11 protein-coding genes are annotated in these 17,112 nt (G+C 71.5%); 2 read left to right on the top strand and 9 right to left on the bottom strand.

The window, feature by feature from the left end; translation table 11 throughout:
• Positions 1-54 precede the first annotated feature (54 nt).
• Positions 55-1,194 carry a GGDEF domain-containing protein gene (locus MCHT01_RS23085; RefSeq protein ID WP_067069357.1) on the top strand — a complete coding sequence of 380 codons (1,140 nt, stop codon included), beginning with the start codon at positions 55-57 and terminating at the stop codon, positions 1,192-1,194.
• Between the two features lie 57 nt (positions 1,195-1,251).
• Here MCHT01_RS23085 and MCHT01_RS23080 read toward each other — a convergent pair whose 3' ends face one another.
• The 9 genes from MCHT01_RS23080 to MCHT01_RS23040 form a co-directional block, all read right to left on the bottom strand.
• Positions 1,252-2,499 (bottom strand): nucleoside recognition domain-containing protein, encoded by a 1,248-nt coding sequence (locus MCHT01_RS23080; protein WP_067069354.1) that lies wholly within the window; start codon positions 2,497-2,499, stop codon positions 1,252-1,254.
• A 147-nt stretch (positions 2,500-2,646) separates the two neighbouring features.
• Entirely contained in the window at positions 2,647-3,702 is a 1,056-nt protein-coding gene (locus MCHT01_RS23075) for an HD-GYP domain-containing protein (protein ID WP_084453268.1), read from the bottom strand.
• 4 nt (positions 3,703-3,706) lie between these two features.
• Positions 3,707-6,754: an MHYT domain-containing protein gene (locus tag MCHT01_RS23070; RefSeq protein WP_067069352.1), complete on the bottom strand. Its 3,048-nt coding sequence runs from the start codon at positions 6,752-6,754 to the stop codon at positions 3,707-3,709.
• Positions 6,755-6,934: 180 nt separating this feature from the next.
• Positions 6,935-7,717, bottom strand: a complete 783-nt coding sequence (locus MCHT01_RS23065; RefSeq protein WP_067069350.1) for a MetQ/NlpA family ABC transporter substrate-binding protein — start codon at positions 7,715-7,717, stop codon at positions 6,935-6,937.
• Positions 7,718-7,882: 165 nt separating this feature from the next.
• Positions 7,883-8,572: a methionine ABC transporter permease gene (locus MCHT01_RS23060; protein ID WP_148661684.1), complete on the bottom strand. Its 690-nt coding sequence runs from the start codon at positions 8,570-8,572 to the stop codon at positions 7,883-7,885.
• Positions 8,569-9,576 carry a methionine ABC transporter ATP-binding protein gene (locus tag MCHT01_RS23055; protein WP_067069347.1) on the bottom strand — a complete coding sequence of 336 codons (1,008 nt, stop codon included), beginning with the start codon at positions 9,574-9,576 and terminating at the stop codon, positions 8,569-8,571. The genes MCHT01_RS23060 and MCHT01_RS23055 overlap by 4 nt, the downstream gene beginning before the upstream one ends.
• Positions 9,577-9,831: 255 nt before the next feature.
• Complete coding sequence (locus MCHT01_RS23050) at positions 9,832-10,425, bottom strand: hypothetical protein (protein ID WP_148661683.1); 594 nt, start codon at positions 10,423-10,425, stop codon at positions 9,832-9,834.
• A gap of 114 nt (positions 10,426-10,539) precedes the next feature.
• Positions 10,540-11,451: a carbon-nitrogen hydrolase family protein gene (locus tag MCHT01_RS23045; protein WP_067069343.1), complete on the bottom strand. Its 912-nt coding sequence runs from the start codon at positions 11,449-11,451 to the stop codon at positions 10,540-10,542.
• Positions 11,448-15,695: a YhdP family protein gene (locus MCHT01_RS23040; RefSeq protein WP_439956183.1), complete on the bottom strand. Its 4,248-nt coding sequence runs from the start codon at positions 15,693-15,695 to the stop codon at positions 11,448-11,450. Before MCHT01_RS23040 ends, MCHT01_RS23045 begins: the two co-directional genes overlap by 4 nt.
• Positions 15,696-15,769: 74 nt before the next feature.
• Between MCHT01_RS23040 and MCHT01_RS23035 the strand changes: the two genes are divergently transcribed.
• Positions 15,770-17,112: [protein-PII] uridylyltransferase family protein (locus MCHT01_RS23035; protein ID WP_501193230.1), on the top strand; the 1,343-nt coding region annotated here is incomplete at its 3' end.

The raw sequence follows: 17,112 nt of genomic DNA, 5'->3' as shown, positions 1-17,112 counted from the left end.
CCCGCCCGCGCCGGGTGCCGGGCCTTCACACGGCCCGCCTACACTGCCGGCCTCATGCAGTCGTCCCTCGATCCCCGTTCGATCACCGTCATGACCGCGCTGATGGCGGCGGTGCTGGGCGCGGTGCTGCTCGGCGTGCGCCGCAACTACCCGGCGGGCATCCGCGGCCTGCTGCCCTGGGCGTTGGCGCCCATGGCCTGCGCGGCGGCGGCCGGCGTCTACGCGATGCAGGGGCTGGCGCCGGACTTCGTCGTCGCGCAGACCGGCAACGCGCTGCTGCTGACCGGCTGCGGGCTCTTCTACTTCGGCACTCAGCGCTTCCACGGGCGGCGCGTGACCTGGCGCTTCTGGGGCGCGATCGGGCTGGCCTCGCTGGCGGTGCTGACCTGGTTCCTGATCCATCCCGACTACCGGGTCCGCCTGGTCGTCTTCACCGCGACCATGAGCGCCTGCGTGTTCGCGCACGCGCGGCTGCTGGCACGCGAGGGGCGCGGCTTCGCGGCGCGGCTGGTGCTGGTCACCCTGCTGCTCCAGGCCGCGGTGCTGGTGCTGCGCGGTCTGGCGGCGTTCTGGGTCGACGGGGCGGCGTCCTCGCGCTTCGCGATGACGACGGTCCAGACCGTCTACATCGCCAGCTACTGCTTCAGCGTGCTGCTGCTCAGCGTCGGCGTGCTGCTGATGGCCAGCGAGCGGGTGCGGGAGGAGTTCGAGCTGCTCGCCACCCGCGACGCGCTCACCGGCGCGCTGACGCGCCGCGCGGTCCTGCAGGCGGGCGAGGACGAGTTCGGCCGCTGGCTGCGCTACGGCCAGCCGCTGTCGCTGCTGCTGCTGGACCTCGACCACTTCAAGCAGATCAACGATCGCCACGGCCATCTGACCGGTGATCGCGTGCTGGCGGCGTCGGTGGCGACGATGCGCGAGGAACTGCGCGTCAACGACCGGCTGGGTCGCTACGGCGGCGAGGAATTCGTGATCCTGCTGCCCTCCACCGCGGCGGACGCGGCGCGGGCCTCGGCCGAGCGCATCCGCGCCGCGCTGGCGGCGCACGAGCCGGCGCCCGGCGTTCCGCCGTGCTCGGCCAGCATCGGCGTGGCCTGGTCGCAGCCCGGCGACACGGGCCTGGACGCGCTGCTCGCGCGCGCGGACGAGGCGCTCTACCGGGCCAAGGCCCAGGGCCGCAACCGCGTCGAGTGATCGGCGAGGCGGGTGATGCGCGGTGTGGCCGCGCGGGCGCTCAGCGCGCCGACCGCCTCACTTGAAGAACCAGTACCCCACCGCGATCGCGCCGACCAGGCCGACCAGGTCCGCGAGCAGGCCGCAGGTCAGCGCGTAGCGGGTCTTCTTGATGTTGACGCTGCCGAAGTACACGGCCAGCACGTAGAACGTCGTCTCGGTCGAGCCCTGGATGATCGCGGCGAGCTTGCCCTCGAAGCTGTCCACCCCGTAGGTCTTGAGCACGTCCACCATCAGGCCGCGCGCGCCGCTGCCCGACAGCGTCTTCATCAGCCCGATCGGCAGGGCGGGCACGAAGTCCGTCGGCAGACCCAGCGCGCCCACGCCGGCGGCGATGCCGCGCACGATGTAGTCCATGCAGCCGGTGACCCGGAACACCGAGATCGCCACCAGGATCGCGATCAGGTAGGGAATGATCTGCACCGCGACGCCGAAGCCCTCCTTGGCCCCTTCGACGAAGGACTCGTAGACGTTGATCCGGCGCCAGGCGCCCACGGCGATGAACATCACGATGATGCTCAGGATCACGCCGCTGCCCAGCAGGCCGATCAGCTTGGACATCACCTCCGGCGGATAGCTGTGCAGCCAGGCGAAGACGCCGCCCATGATCGCGACGAAGCCGCCCACGAAGGCCAGCACCGGCGCGCTGAACAGGTTGATGCGCTGCACCCAGGCCACCGCGACCAGGCCGGACATGAAGGAGATGAAGGTGGCGATCAGCGTGGGCAGGAAGATGTCCGCCGCGTTGAAGCCCACCAGGCCCTGGTCCACCGCCATCGCCTGGCGGATCGCGATCACCGAGGTCGGGATCAGCGTGATGCCGGCGGTGTTCAGCACCAGGAACATGATCATCGCGTTGGACGCGGTGTCCTTCTGCGGGTTCAGGTCCTGCAGCTCCTTCATCGCCTTCAGGCCCAGCGGCGTGGCGGCGTTGTCCAGGCCGAGCATGTTGGCCGAGAAGTTCATGACCATCGAGCCGCCCGCCGGATGGCCGCGCGGCACGCCGGGGAAGATCTTGGCGAAGAAGGGCCCCATCGCCCGCGCGAAGAGCTGGATCACGCCGGCGTTCTCGCCCACCTTCATCAGGCCCAGCCACAGGCTCATCACGCCGACCAGGCCCAGCGAGATGTCGAAGCCGGTCTTGGCCGTGTCGAAGATCCCCGTCAGCACCTGCGTGAAGATGGTCGTGTCGCCCTGGAACAGCCGCACCACGGCGACCGCGAAGCCGATCAGGAAGAACCCGATCCAGATGAAGTTCAGCACCATGGGCGCGCATTATTCCGGCGCCGGAGGGCCCGGGCCGCGCGACTGGGGATTGCGAGCATCACCTTGTGGTGGGCGGCCATAACCGCCGGGGTCTCGCGGGGCGCGTCGGCCGCGTGGGCGCCGCCGGCGACGGCGACGGGGAGAGGGTCAGGCTTCCTCGAGGAAGCGCTCGCGGACTTCCACCACCTTGGGCAGCACCGACACGAAGAGCTCCACCAGCGCCGGGTCGAAGTGCCGGCCGGCCTGAGCGCGCAGATGCTCGACGGCCTGTTCCACCGGCCAGGCCGGCTTGTAGGGGCGGATGCTGGTGAGCGCGTCGAAGACGTCCGCGATGGCGACGATGCGGGCCTCGATGGGAATCGAGTCGCCCGCCAGTCCTTCCGGATAACCGCTGCCATCCCACTTCTCGTGGTGCGCCAGCGCGATGCGCCGCGCCATGCCCAGCAGGCCGCCGGTGTGCTCGCCCAGGATCTCGGCGCCGATGGCGGGGTGCGTCCGCATCACCGTCCATTCGGCCTCGTCCAGCGGACCGGGCTTCTGCAGGATGGCGTCGGGAATGCCCAGCTTGCCGATGTCGTGCATGGGCGCGGCGTGCAGCAGGTCGTCCGCCTCCTGCGCCGACCAGCCCGCCGCCAGCGCCAGCAGCTGCGAGTAGTGGCTCATGCGCACCACGTGCCAGCCGGTCTCGTTGTCCTTGTACTCGGCCGCGCGGCCCAGCCGCTGCACGATCTGCAGCCGCGTCTCGCGCAGTTCCTCGGCGCGCACCAGCGACAGGTGGGTGCGCACGCGCGCCCGCACCACCGGCGGGCTGACCGGCTTGGCGATGTAGTCGACCGCGCCGGCGTCGAAGCCCTCGGTCTCGTCGCGCGTGTCGGCCAGCGCGGTGACGAAGATCACCGGCGTCTGCCGCGTCGCCGGCTGCGACTTCAGCACCCGGCACACGTCCAGTCCGGACAGGCCCGGCATCATGATGTCCAGCAGGATCAGCGCCGGCGCCTCGGTGCGCGCCAGCTCCAGCGCCTTCTGTCCGTCGCGCGCGAACAGCAGCCGGTAGTCGTCCTGCAGCACGTGCCGCAGCACCTGCAGGTTGGCGGGTTCGTCGTCGACCAGCAGCAGCTTGGGCCGGCGGTCGGCCGGCGCGGGCGTGCCCGATCCGGCGGCCGAGCCGGTCGCGGCGAGCGGGGCGTTCAGGGAATCGCTCATGGCCTCAGGAGGGGATGCCCTGCCGCAGTTGCTGCTGCAGGGACTGCAGCGCCAGCAGCGCCGCGTCGAAGTCGAAGTCGTCCAGCGCGCGCGCCAGCGGCGCCACGCGCGCCTCGCCCAGCACGCCGCGCAGGGCGGCGAAGGTGTCGTCGTCCAGCTCGCTGCGGCGCAGCGCGCCGGCCAGGCGCTCGATCAGGACCTCGGCGCCGTCCTCGCGGCGCGCGGCCTCGCTGGGCGCGGCGGCCACCGGGGTGGCCGCGCTGGTGCCGTCCAGCGCGGCGATCGCGTCCAGCGTGCGTTGCAGCGTCAGCGCCAGGGTGTCGATCAGGGCCATCAGGTCGTCCTGACGGCCCAGGCGCAGCGCGGCTTCCACCGGCTGGGCGGCGTTCAGCAGCGCGGGCAGCGCCAGGCTGCCGGCCACGCCGCGCCAGCGGTGCACCAGGCCGCGCAGCTCGATCCACTGGCGCGCCTGCGTCAGCTGGTGCAGCCGCGCGACGCCGTCGCGCTGGTCCTCGGCGAAGCGGCGCAGGCCGCGCTGCCAGGCGGTCACGCCGCCCCACAGGCGCAGGCCCTGCTGCCAGTCGATGGCGTGGGTCTCGGCGTTCTCGGCCTCGTCCAGGTTGGTGAAAGCGGAGTGGCGCGTGGCGGGCACCGGTCCGGCCGAGGCCGCGGACAGGCCGGGCTTCAGTCCGAGCACGCGGGCGATCTCGGCGAAGAGGCGGCCCGGCTCCACCGGCTTGACCGCGAAGCCGTCCATGCCGGCGGCCAGCGCGGCCTGGCGGTCCTCCTCGAGCACGCTGGCGGTCAACGCGACCACCGGCGTGTGGCCGCGACCCTGCGCGACCTCGAAGTTGCGGATGCGGCGCGTCGCGCCCAGGCCGTCCAGCAGCGGCATGTGCACGTCCATCAGCACGGCGTCGAAGCGCTGGTCGGAGAAGGCCTTGAGCGCCTGCAGGCCGTCCTGCGCCAGCGTGACCTGGTGACCCTCGCGACCCAGGATCAGCTGCAGCAGCTCGCCGTTCTGCGCGACGTCGTCGGCCACCAGCAGCTTGAGCGGCGGCAGGTGGACGACCTCGTCCTGCTCGGCGGCCTCGGCCTGGGCCGATTCGCCGGCCGGCAGCGGCAGCCACACGTGGAAGACGCTGCCCGCGCCGAGCTCGCTCTCGACCGTGATGCGGCCGCCCATGCGCTCGACCAGCTGGCGCGAGATGGTCGTGCCCAGGCCGGTGCCGCCGAAGCGGCGCGTGGTGGAGGCGTCCGCCTGCGCGAAGGCGTCGAAGATGCGGTCCAGCCGGTCCGGCGCGATGCCGATGCCGGTGTCGATCACGGCCAGGTGGATGTGGCCGCCCTCCTGGCGCATGTTCAGCGTGACCTGACCCTGCTCGGTGAACTTGATCGCGTTGCCGACCAGGTTCAGCAGCACCTGCTGCACGCGCAGCGGGTCGCCCTTGAAGAAGCGGGGCTCGTGGTCCGGATAGTCCAGGTGCAGGCCGATGCCCTTGCGCTGGGCCAGCAGGCGCAGCGAGTTCAGCGCCTGCTCGCACACGGTGCGCAGCGAGAAGTCGACCGACTCCAGTTCCATCGCGCCCTTGTCCAGCTTGGCCGTGTCCAGGATGTCGTTCAGCAGGCCCAGCAGCGAGCGGGCCGAGCCGCGCACCGTGGTCAGGTGGCGCCGCTGCGCCTCGGTCAGCGTGGTGTCCAGCAGCAGCTCGGTGAAGCCCAGGATGGCGTTCATCGGCGTGCGGATCTCGTGGCTCATGTTGGCCAGGAAGGCGCTCTTGGCGGCGGCGGCGGCCTCGGCGCGCTCCTTGGCGTCCTCGAGCTGGCGCTGCAGGCGCTTGGGCTCGGTGATGTCCAGGATCACGCCGTCGATCCACTGCGGCGCGCCCTGCGCGTCGCGCACCGCGCGACCGCGCTCGGAGACCCAGCGCTCGCCGGCCTCGCGGGTGTGGACCCGGTACTCGACCGAGTAGGGCGCGTCGGCCGCGAGGGCGGTGGACACGGCGTCGTTGACGCGGTCGTGATCATGGCGATGGATCAGCGCGGCGAAGTGCTGGCGACCTTCCAGGAAGTCCTGGGCGGTCCAGCCGGTCAGTTCCTCGACCGCGTCGTTGATGACCAGCATGCTCCAGTCCGAGTCGATGCGGCAGCGGAAGGTCACGCCGGGGCTGTTGGCGATGACGGTGCGGTACTGGGCCTCGCTGTCGCGCAGGGCCTGCTCCATGACGGCCTTGCGGGCGCGTTCCTCGAGCAGGTCGGCGTTCAGCCGGCGCAGCATCAGCAGGCCGTTGGCGCCGGCGGTGATGGCGCTGATGGCCAGCGCCATGACGGTCACGGCCAGGGCCAGCCAGCCGGCGTTCTCGATGCTGGTGTTGCAGGGGCCGTCGGGCAGGCCGACGAAGCGCGCCGCGCCCATGGCCGTGTAGTGCATGCCGGCGATGGCGCCGCCCATGACCACGCCGCCCAGCGCGATCGCCCAGCGGCGGCTGAGCACGCCCGCCAGGCCGAAGCGGATCCACAGCGCCAGCATGGCCAGCAGCACCGCCACGACGATGGAGGCGGCGAACCAGGCCGGGTCGTAGCGCAGCGCGACGCTCATCTCCATCGCCGCCATGCCCATGTAATGCATGGTGCCGATGCCGGCGCCCACCAGCACGCCGCCCAGGATCAGGCGCCAGATCTCCAGCGTCTTGCGCGCCAGCATCGCCAGCGCGACCCAGGACGCGGCCAGGGCCGGGATCATCGACAGCGCGGTGATGCCGGCGCCGAAGCTGATCTGGGCGCAGAGCTCGAAGGCGAGCATGCCGATGAAGTGCATCGCCCAGATGCCGCCGCCCATCGCCAGCGCGCCGGTGGCGAGCATGGACTGGCGGCGCCAGCCGGTGGTGACCTTGGCCATGCCCGCGACCTGCAGCGCCAGCGCCGAGGTCAGCGCCGCGACCGCCAGCGACAGCAGCACCAGGCCGAGGTCGTAGCGGCCGGTCAGCAGCATCGTGGGAGCGCCGTCGCGGAACAGGAAGAACTGCGGGAGCAGCGCGGTGAGGTCGGACACGGGAGGGGGCGGAGGAAGTGGCCCGACATGGTGCCGCGAAGCACCCCGGACCACGAGGCACAAATACGCGCTTGATCAGCCCCAAATGAAAGCGCCCTGCGATGCAGGGCGCTTAGCAACACATTTGCCACGCATTCACGGCGTGGCGAGCGGGACCGGGATCGGCCCGCGCGGCAGTCGTCAGAAGGCCGGGACGACGGCGCCCTTGTACTGGGTCTGGATGAAGCGCTTCACCGCGTCGCTCTGCAGCGCGGCGGCCAGCTTCTTCACGGCCGGGGCGTTCTGGTTGTCGTCACGGGTGACCAGCCAGTTGGCGTAGGGCGACTCGGCGCCCTCGATGGCCAGCGCGTCCTTGGCCGGGTTCAGCTTGGCTTCCAGCGCGTAGTTGGTGTTGATCAGCGCCAGGTCCACCTGCGGCAGGATGCGCGGCAGCGTGGCGGCCTCGATCTCGCGGAACTTCAGCTTCTTCGGGTTCTCGGCGATGTCCTTGGTGGTGGCCAGGATGTTGGACTTGTCCTTGAGCTTGATCAGGCCGGCCTTGTCCAGCAGCAGCAGCGCGCGGCCGCCGTTGGTCGGGTCGTTGGGGATGGCGACGGTGCCGCCGGCCGGGATGGCGGCCAGGGTCTTGTGCTTGGTCGAGTAGGCGCCGAAGGGTTCCACGTGCACGGCCACGACGCCGACCAGGTGGGTGCCCTTGCCCTTGTTGAACTCGTTCAGATAGGGCTTGTGCTGGAAGAAGTTGGCGTCCAGGCGCTTCTCGGCGACCTGCACGTTGGGCTGCACGTAGTCGGTGAAGACCTTCACGTCCAGCTCGACACCCTGCTTGGCCAGCTCGGGCTTGACCAGGTTCAGGATCTCGGCGTGCGGCACCGCGGTGGCGGCGACGGTCAGCTTCTCGGCGGAGGCGGCGCCCGTGGCGGCCAGCGACAGGGCGGCGATGGTGGCGGCGAACAGCTTCTTCATGTGCTCAAACTCCTCTGAAGACTTCGATCGATGTCGAATCGGTGGGAACGAACCTGACGAGGGTCAGGTCTTGCGGCCGTGGCGATGGCGTGCGGCCGGTGGCGGATGCAGCGCGTCGGAACGCGCGGCGGTGATGGGGGAGGCGGGGTTCGGAAAATCCGACGATCAGCGGTGGGAGACCTTTCGCACCAGCCAGTCGCCGAAGGATTGCAGCAGTTGCACCAGCACCAGCAGCGCGACCACGGTCACGACCATGACCTCGGTCTGGAAACGCTGGTAGCCGAAGCGGATGGCCAGGTCGCCCAGGCCGCCGCCGCCGATGACGCCGGACATGGCGGTGTAGCCGACCAGCGTGATCGCGGTGACGGTCAGCGCCGACACGATGCCGGGCAGGGCCTCGGGCAGCAGCGCCTGGGTGACGATCTGGCGGGTGGTCGCGCCCATGGCCTGGCCGGCCTCGACGATGCCGCGGTCCACGCCGCGCAGCGCGGTCTCGACCAGGCGCGCCAGGAAGGGCGTCGCCCCCACGACCAGCGGCGGGATCGCGCCGGCCACGCCCAGCGAGGTGCCGGTGATCAGCAGCGTGAGCGGGATCAGCACGATCAGCAGGATGACGAACGGGAGCGAGCGCAGCACGTTCACGACGAACGAGAGCAGCCCGTAGACCTTGGGCGAGGACACGAGACGGCCGCGGTCGAACAGGTACAGCGCGATGCCCAGCGGCAGGCCCAGCAGCGCGGTGAACAGCAGCGAGCCGCCCAGCATCAGCAGCGTGTCGCCGCCGGCCAGGAAGATCTCGGTCCAGTCGATGGCCTGGAGGGTCTCCAGCCAGGTCGGTGCGGTGGCGAGGCTCATGCGCGGAGCTCCTCGACCTGGACGCCGCGATCGGACAGCAGCTTGCGGGCGGCGGGAAGGTCGCCGCCGCTGATGGCGATGGTCAGCTGCCCGTAGGGCTGCCGCTTGATGCGGTCGATGCGGCCGGCCAGGATGCCGAAGTCCAGATGGGCGTGACGGGCGACCTCGCCGAGCAGCGGCTCGTAGGTGCGTTCGCCAAAGAAGGTCAGGCGCCAGAGCGCGCCGGTGACATGGGCGTAGTCGTCGCGCTGGGCGCCTTCGTCGACGTGCTCGGAGGCGAGGACGAAACGGCGGGCGGTGTCGGAGCGCGGGTGCAGGAAGACCTGCGCGACCGGGCCCAGCTCGACGATGCGGCCGGCCTCGAGCACCGCGACGCGGTCGCAGACGCGGCGCACCACGTCCATCTCGTGGGTGATCAGCACGATGCTGAGCCGGAGCTCGTCGTTGAGCTCGGCCAGCAGGTCGAGGATGGACCGCGTGGTCTCGGGATCCAGGGCGCTGGTGGCCTCGTCGCAGAGCAGCACGCGCGGCGCCAGCGCCAGCGCGCGGGCGATGCCGACGCGCTGCTTCTGGCCGCCGGACAGCTGCGAAGGGTACTTGTCGGCCTGGTCGCTCAGGCCGACGCGGGCCAGCAGCTCCTGGACGCGCGGCGCGATGCGGGCGGCGTCCCAGCCGGCGATGCGCAGCGGCCAGGCCACGTTCTGGGCGACGGTGCGCGAGCTCAGCAGGTTGAAGTGCTGGAAGATCATCGCGATCTTCTGGCGGGCGGCGCGCAGGCCGGCGGCGTCGAGCGCCTGGAGGTCCTCGCCGTCGACGATGACGCGGCCGCTGTCGGGGCGCTCCAGCAGGTTGATCACCCGCAGCAGGGTGCTCTTGCCGGCGCCCGAGGCGCCGATGATGCCGAACACCTCGCCCGGTTCGACGCGCAGTTCCACGCCCTGCAGGGCAGGCACGCGGCGTCCGTCGACGTCATAGGATTTGTGGAGTTGTTCGAGCTGGATCACGGACGATGAAGGACGCTGGAGGCAGAAGCCCGCATGCGTCTCTTGTGGGCGGCAGTCGCCGAAAAGTCGTGATCCTTGGGGATTACCCGCAATTTGGCAAGCATTGAATGCTTATATGCATATGCCGACGTGGGAAATCTGCTGATTTCGAATATGGAGAACGCGCGGTTCGCCTCGCGCGGGCGGAGGGCGCGCGAGGCGGCTCCGCCGGGAGCGGCGGGTCGACGGCCCGGCGAGCGGGGCCGGTCACCGGCCTCAGTTCGGCAGCGGCAGGGAGGCCAGCTCCCGCATCAGCTCGGCGATGTTGTTGCGCAGCGCCGATTCCGTAGCGATGCGCAGCTGCTCGGTCGGGTTGAGGCTGTCGTCGATGCCGGCCTTCTGCGTGGTGCGCAGCACCCGCTGGTAGATGACGTTGCCGCCGCCGGCCGCGCGCTCGGTCAGCGTGTAGCGGACGGAGACGGCGACCTCCGGCGCGATCGGCACGTTGGGCTGGGCCAGGGCCAGCATCTCGACCTTGAGCTGGTAGCGCCCGGTGTCGGGCACGTCGGGCATCAGGCCCAGGCGGCGCAGCGACTCCTGGTAGGTCTGGTTCAGCGTCATCGCGTTGATGCGGCTGCCCCACCAGCGCGAGGTTTCCTCGCCGCCCTGCACGGGCAGCAGGTCGATGTTGCGACGCAGGGCCGGGCTCAGCCAGGAGCGCAGCTGAAGCGAGTCCATGTCCGTCAGCGAGGACTCCAGCGGCCGCGCCGGCGAGCCGCAGCCCGCGAGCGCCGCGCAGGCGCAGGCCGCGGCGGCCAGCAGGGCCAGCCGTGGGGAACGGATGGAAGGGGCGGGGCGGCGGTCGATCATGCCGGGCATCTTGCCTCCCTGGACGCCGGGGAGATCCCCGGAAGTGGACCGGAATCGAGGGTCAGAGCCGCACCGGGCCGGCCGCGCGCGGGCGCGGCCGGCGGGTGCCGGCGATCACAGCCGGCGGTGCTGAAGCGCCGGCAGCTGCTCGCGGACCTGCGCGATGCGCGCGGGATCGAGCGCGGCGATGGCCAGGCCTTCGCCCTCGGGCACGCAGGCCAGCACCTCGCCCCACGGGTCGACGATCATGCTGTGGCCCCAGGTGCGGCGGCCGTTCTCGTGCGTGCCGCCCTGCGCGGAGGCGATCACGTAGGCCTGGTTCTCGACCGCGCGGGCGCGCAGCAGCAGCTCCCAGTGCGCCTGGCCGGTCGTGTAGGTGAAGGCCGCCGGGACGCTGATCAGGTCCAGCGGACCGCCCGGGCCGAAGCTCATCGCGCGGAACAGTTCCGGGAAGCGCAGGTCGTAGCAGATCGACAGGCCGACGTGCAACGACGGCCCGCCCGGCAGCCCGGCGTGGAAGGTGGTCGGCGTCTCGCCGGCCTCGAGCACGCGGGCCTCGTCGTAGCGCTCGCGGCCGTTGTCGTAGCAGAACAGGTGCAGCTTGTCGTAGCGCGCCGCCATCGTGCCGTCCGGCGCGAACACGCAGGTGGTGTTGCGCACACGGTCCGCGGGAATGGGGGCGCCGTCGAGCGCCATGGGCAGCGTGCCCCCCAGAATCCAGATCCCGTGCTCGCGCGCGAGGCGGCCGAGCAGGCCCTGGATGGGCGCGCCGAAGTCGCCGGGCCGCTCGGCGAAGGGCAGCTTGTCGGTGTCCTTGTGACCCATCAGGCAGAAGTACTCGGGCAGCGAGACGAGCCGGGCGCCCTGGCGCGCGGCCTCGCCGATCCAGTGCGCCGCGCGCTCGAGGTTCTCCTCCAGCCGCGTGCCGGCGACCATCTGGATGGCCGCGATCGTCACGGGCGCGGCCTTCGCCGAGGCGCCCGCGCCGGAGGTCGGGGCCGCGGGGGTGTGGGTGCTGGTGCTCATTGGACGGACTCCCCTTGCGCGGTGGCCGCGCCGTTGTAGCTGCCCTGCGGCTGCGCGCGACGCGGCAGCTGCTCGATGCGCGGATCGGTCCAGGTGCCGGTGACGCGGAATTCCTCGGTGTTGGCGGCGGCCAGCGGCTTGCGCAGCAGCCATTGCGCGAGGAAGGCGCCCAGGCCGATGGCCGGGTTCACCGCCGCATAGGCGAGCGCGGCGCCACCGGCATTGATCTCGGGCAGCACCAGCACGTGCAGGTCCTGCGTCTCGGCCGCCAGATCGGCGCTGCCTTCCATCAGCACCGCCGCCTGCAGACCCTTCATGCGCAGGTTGTCGCTGCGCGCCACGCCCTTGGCGATGCGGATGTCCCCGGTGACGTTGTCGAAGGCGAAGCCCTCGGAGAACACGTCGCGGAAGTCCAGCATCAGGCGCCGCGGGATGGATTGCAGGCTCAGCACGCCCAGCAGGCGGCCCACGCCGGGCTCGGCCTTCAGGAACTGGCCGGAATCGACGGCGATGTTGAGCTCGCCGCTCATGCTCGCGTAGTCCGGGGACAGCGGCGAGCCCTGCCACGAGACCTTGCCCACGACCTGGCCCTTGCCGCCGCGCAGCACCTGGCCCTGGCCGAGCCGCTCGGCCAGCTTGCCGCCGTCGGCGATGTCCAGCTTCCAGTCCAGCTCGGTGCGGCGCTGCGCGCGGCCGGGCTCGGGCGCCCACTGGCCGCTGGCGGACAGCGTCGCGTCGGCGCTCTTGAGCAGCAGCCGGTTGAGCTTCCACTCGCGCGCGTCGCCCTGCTGGCGGGCGTCGATCTCCAGCCGGCCCAGGTGCTTGCCGCGCAGCTCGAAGTCCTCGACGACGATGTCCAGCGCCGGCACCGAGCGCGGCTGCTTGTCCAGCAACTGGTCGACGGTGTCGGCGTCGCTCTTGGGGACGGACAGCCGGGACAGCCGCGCGTAGATGCGGCCGGGCTGGTTGGGCTTGGCGGTGCGCAGCTCGATGAGGCCGCTGAGCTGCTCCGCGTCCACCGAGACCCGCCAGCCCGCGCCCGCGTCGTGCGACAGGCCCGCGGTGACGCGGTTGAGCGTGCGTCCGGCGGCCTGCAGCGTCTGCGCCTTGATCGTCAGCTGGTTCGGGACGTAGCCGTCCTCGGCGCTGCTTTCCAGGTCGGTGTCCTTGTTGCCGGTCAGCGCGGGCAGGGCGGTCTGCCAGGCGTCGGCGTTGAACTGGTCGAAGGTCGCCCGGGCGACCACGCCCTGGGCCGGCAGCTCGGGCAGCTTCTCGCGGATGCCGATCGCGCCGCGCAGAACCTTGGGATCGTGGCTGATGTCGCGCTGGTACAGCGCGGACAGCGGGCCGACGTCGGCGCGCAGCTCGTCGCGCGAGGTGCCAGCCGGCGCGCTCACGGCACGGGTCGTCACGCGCAGCGGCCAGGATTCCTCGGGCGTCTTGCGCATCGGGGCCGGCAGGTCGACCGCGATGCCCTGCATCGGGCTGGTCACGGTGATCTCGGTCTGGCCCTTGACGATGCCCAGCTCGAAGCGCACCGGGGTCTGGCCCGTCATGGCCGAGGCCACGCGCTGCAGGCCCAGCTCGGGCGCGTTGCGCAGCGCCTCCGCCGTGACCGCGCCCTGGGCGACGAAGCGCATGTTGCCGTCCGGCAGGCTGCCGCCCTCGAAGCTGGCGTCGCCGCCCAGCACCCGGGCCTGCCCGCCGCGGATCTGCACGCCCTTGTCGTCGAAGTCCACCCGCGCCTTGGCCTGGGCCAGCAGCGGCGTGTCGGGGCGGATGCGCACATCGTTGCCGGTCAGCGTGACCTGGCCCTTGACGGTGGAACTGTCGATGTTCATCAACGGCAGCCGCAGGTTGAGCTTGAGCGCCATCGGTCCCGTGGCCGTCGTGTTGTCCAGCACATGGCCGGTCAGCCCGGCGACGGGCGAGGCCTTCACGTAGCGCAGGCCGTCGACGAGCGCGCCGCGCGCCTGGCCGTCGATCTCCAGCACGGGCGAGTGGTGGTACAGGTCGGCCACCAGGCCCTGGACGTTGGTCAGCTCCACGCCCATCAGCCTGGCGCGGGCGTTGCGGATGGCCATCGAGGCGCGGTCGAAGACCAGCTCGGCGTTGAGCTGCTCCATCGCCGGCCAGGGCGAGGCGAAGGCGGGCTGGTCGTTCTCGGCGGGGTGGCTGGGCACGTAGGCCAGGGTCAGGTCGCGCACCTGGCCGGCGATGTGGAACTGGCCCTTGCTGCGCGGCTGGTCGAAGGGGAACTCGTCCACCGGGCCCTGGAAGCGGGCCTGGATCTTGTGCACCGTGCCGTCGCGGATGGCGTCGCGCACGTAGCGGCGCGCCTCGGCGCCCATGGTGACGGGGAGGTAACGCAGCACGCGCGGCGCGCGGACCTCCTCGATGCGGCCGGTCAGGTCCAGCTTGCCGGAGTCGTTCGGGCGCTTGCCGTCGCCGCTCTGCCAGGAGCCGTCGATCTCGGCGCTCAGGTCGTCGTTGACCAGGCGCACGCCGCTGAACTGCACGGTCCACTGGGTGGGCGGCACGGCGGGAACGGCCGTCGACGTGGCGACGGAGGCCGATGGCGCCTTCGCGGGCAGCGCGGCGGGCACCGCCGACGACGCGTCCGCCACCATGCGGACCGCCGTGGGCGAGGCCACTGCGAGCGGATTGACGATCGGCACGGTGGCCGGCGCGCGCTTGCCGGCGGGCGCGATCGGCAGGGGGCGCAGGGCGCGCCAGCTCAGGGTCGCGTCGCCCTGCTTGAGCGGGACCGTCGCCTCCTCGAAGATGCCCGGGAGCGTCACCTGGCCATTGCGGATCGCCAGCGTGGCGGTGCCGCCCTGATCGGTGGCGTCGAACTGCAGGTCCGCGCCGGCCAGACCGGGGCGGCCGGTCGGCGGCGCGGCGCCGGCCGATGCGGGCAACTCGGGCGCGGCGGCGCTCAGTTGCAGGCCCTGCAGGCGACCGCGGGCGCGGTAGGCGCGCGGGGCCTCGACCGGGCCTTCCCAGTGGAGCTGCAGCGCGTTCAGCAGACCGGCCGGATTCATGTCGGCGACGAGCTGCCGCTGCGATTCGGCCAGCGGCAATCGCGCCAGGATCTGCGCGCCCAGCGCCAGGTCCAGTTGCTGCGCGTTGAAATCACCCCCCGTGAGCGCGCCGGTCCTGGCGTCGCGCCTGAGCTCCAGCGCCCAGTCCGAGCGCGGCCAGTCCAGTCCGTCGCCGCCCTTGAAGCCGAGCTGCCTGGCTTCCAGCGACACCGACTGCGGCGACTGCTTCAGGATCAGTCGACCGCCGATCTGTGCCAGGGACAGCTCCGGCAGGTCCGGGGCTACCCGCAACTGCACCGAGCGCAGGCCCATGTCCAGCGTCAGGCTGCGCGGCTGGCCCTTGTCCAGGTCCAGCCAGGCGCGCAGAGCGCCGTCGCCCTCGGTCAGCTCGAAGGGGAGGTCCACGTAGCGGCGGAGCTCGCGCACGTCGGTGCGGGGCAGGTCGCCGTAGAGCTGGCCGCTCCAGTGCTGCAGCGCGCCGGGGCGCTCCAGCAGCGACTGGGTGAACTCGCCGCGCAGCGTGAAGCGCTCGCCCCAGCCGGTGGGCGGGGTCGCGTCCAGGCGCAGGCGGTGGCGGCGCAGACCGTTGCGCAGCACCAGGTTGAGGTCGAAGAGCTCCAGCGGCGGCGCGGCGCGCAGCTCGTCCACCCAGCGGATGCGGCCGTGGAGGATGACGAACTCGTGCTGCTCGAAGAACCAGTCGGTGGCGGCCTCGGAGGTGGGGGTGTCGCCGCCGCCGTCGACGCTCAGGCCGGCGACGAAGACGCGGCCCTGCGCGTCACGGCGCAGCAGCAGCTCGGGGCTGTCCAGCAGCAGCTGGGAGAAGCGCAGCTCGAAGGCGAGCAGGGAGCGGGGGGAGACCGCGGCGCTGACGCGCGGGAGGCGCAGCGCGTCGCGGCCGTTGGCGTCGACGATGCGCACGTCGCGCAGGTCCATCGCGGGGATCCAGCCCGACGAGTTGGCGCTGATGCTGCCGATCCGGACCGGTACCCCCAATGCCTTGGTGGCTTGTCGTTCGAGCTCGGGCCGCCAGTCGTCGATGTGCGGCAGAATCGCCCAGTGCAACGCCAGCCAGGCCGCCATCAGCAGGGTGACAAGACCCAGAAGAGGGATGCCGACCCAGAGGGCGCAGCGTGTCCACAAGCGTCGCGTCGCGACCGCGGAACCGGAGTCAGAACTGGTGACGGCGGACGAAGACATGTAAGAGGGAACGGCGGACGCCGAATCTAGCACAGGCATTTCCGGCCACGAGCCAGCGAGAGCTTTCTTTACCGATGGATTCAGTTGCCCAGGCAAGCGCCGACGCGACGGGCCTTCCGGCCCCCGCCGCGACCGCGGACCACAGCCGATTCGTTCAGCGCATCCGACGCCGCTATGCGGCCGAGTTGCCCTTGCTGCCACCGGGCTTGCCCGATGACGTGGCCATGCGCGCACTGGTCGGGCGCTTCCGGCAAGAAGGGCGCCCGCTCCCCGCCGCGCTGCGCGTGATGCGCCAGCTGGTGATGGAGCGGCTGGCCGTGCTCGACGTCGAGCAGGGCGCGCCGATGACCGACGTCACCCAGGCGATGACCCATCTGGCCGAGGTGGCGCTGGACATCGGCCTGGCGCATTGCCGCGCCGAGCTCGACGCCCAGTACGGCGCGCCGCGCGACGCCGCCGGCCAGGAGATCGACTTCTGGGTGGTGGGCATGGGCAAGCTGGGCGGACGGGAGCTCAATGTCTCGTCCGACATCGACCTGATCTATGTCTACGAGGACGACGGCCAGACCGACGGGGTCGACGGCCGTCACCGCATTTCCGCGCACGAGTACTTCGCCCACCTCTCGCGCCGCCTGTCGACGCTGATCGGCGACGTGACCGAGGACGGTCAGGTCTTCCGCGTCGACCTGGCGCTGCGCCCGAACGGCAATTCCGGCCCGCCCGCGGTGAGCATGGGCATGCTGGAGGAGTACTTCCTGGTCCAGGGCCGCGAGTGGGAACGCTTCGCCTGGCTCAAGAGCCGGGTGATTGCGCCGCGCGAGAGCGTCAAGAGCGGTCGCGCGCTGCAGCTGCGCAGCCTGGTGACGCCCTTCGTCTACCGGCGCTATCTGGATTACGGCGTCTTCGAGGGCCTGCGGCAACTGCACCGCAAGATCCGCGACGAGGCCCAGCGCCGCGCCGCCGGCCGGCCCGAGCGGGCCAACGACGTCAAGCTGTCGCGCGGCGGCATCCGCGAGATCGAGTTCATCGTCCAGCTGCTGCAGGTCGTGCGCGGCGGACAGTTCCCCGAGATCCGCACCCGTTCCACGCTCAAGGCGCTGACGCGTCTGGCCGCGCGCGGCCTGATGAAGCCGGAGACGGCCACCGCGCTGGCCCAGGGCTACGACTTCCTGCGCCGGGTCGAGCACCGCATCCAGTATCTGGACGACCAGCAGACGCACTGCCTGCCGGCCGCCGACGAGGACATCGGCTGGATCGCGCGCAGCCTCTGCCTGACCTGCAACAGCCACGCCTGCCCGCTGCTGGACAAGTTGATGGAGGTGCGCGAGCTGGTCGCCACCGAGTTCGACGCACTCCTGCATGACGGCGTCGCGCCGAGCAACGGCGGCTGCAAGAACGGCATGTGCGGCGGGCCGCC

This window comes from Mitsuaria chitosanitabida ATCC BAA-476 = NBRC 102408 (genome assembly GCF_001598255.1).
Taxonomy (GTDB): Bacteria; Pseudomonadota; Gammaproteobacteria; order Burkholderiales; family Burkholderiaceae_C; genus Roseateles; species Roseateles chitosanitabidus.
Note: the sequence above shows the minus strand (reverse complement) of the source record. Positions and strands in the feature narration are given on the sequence as shown.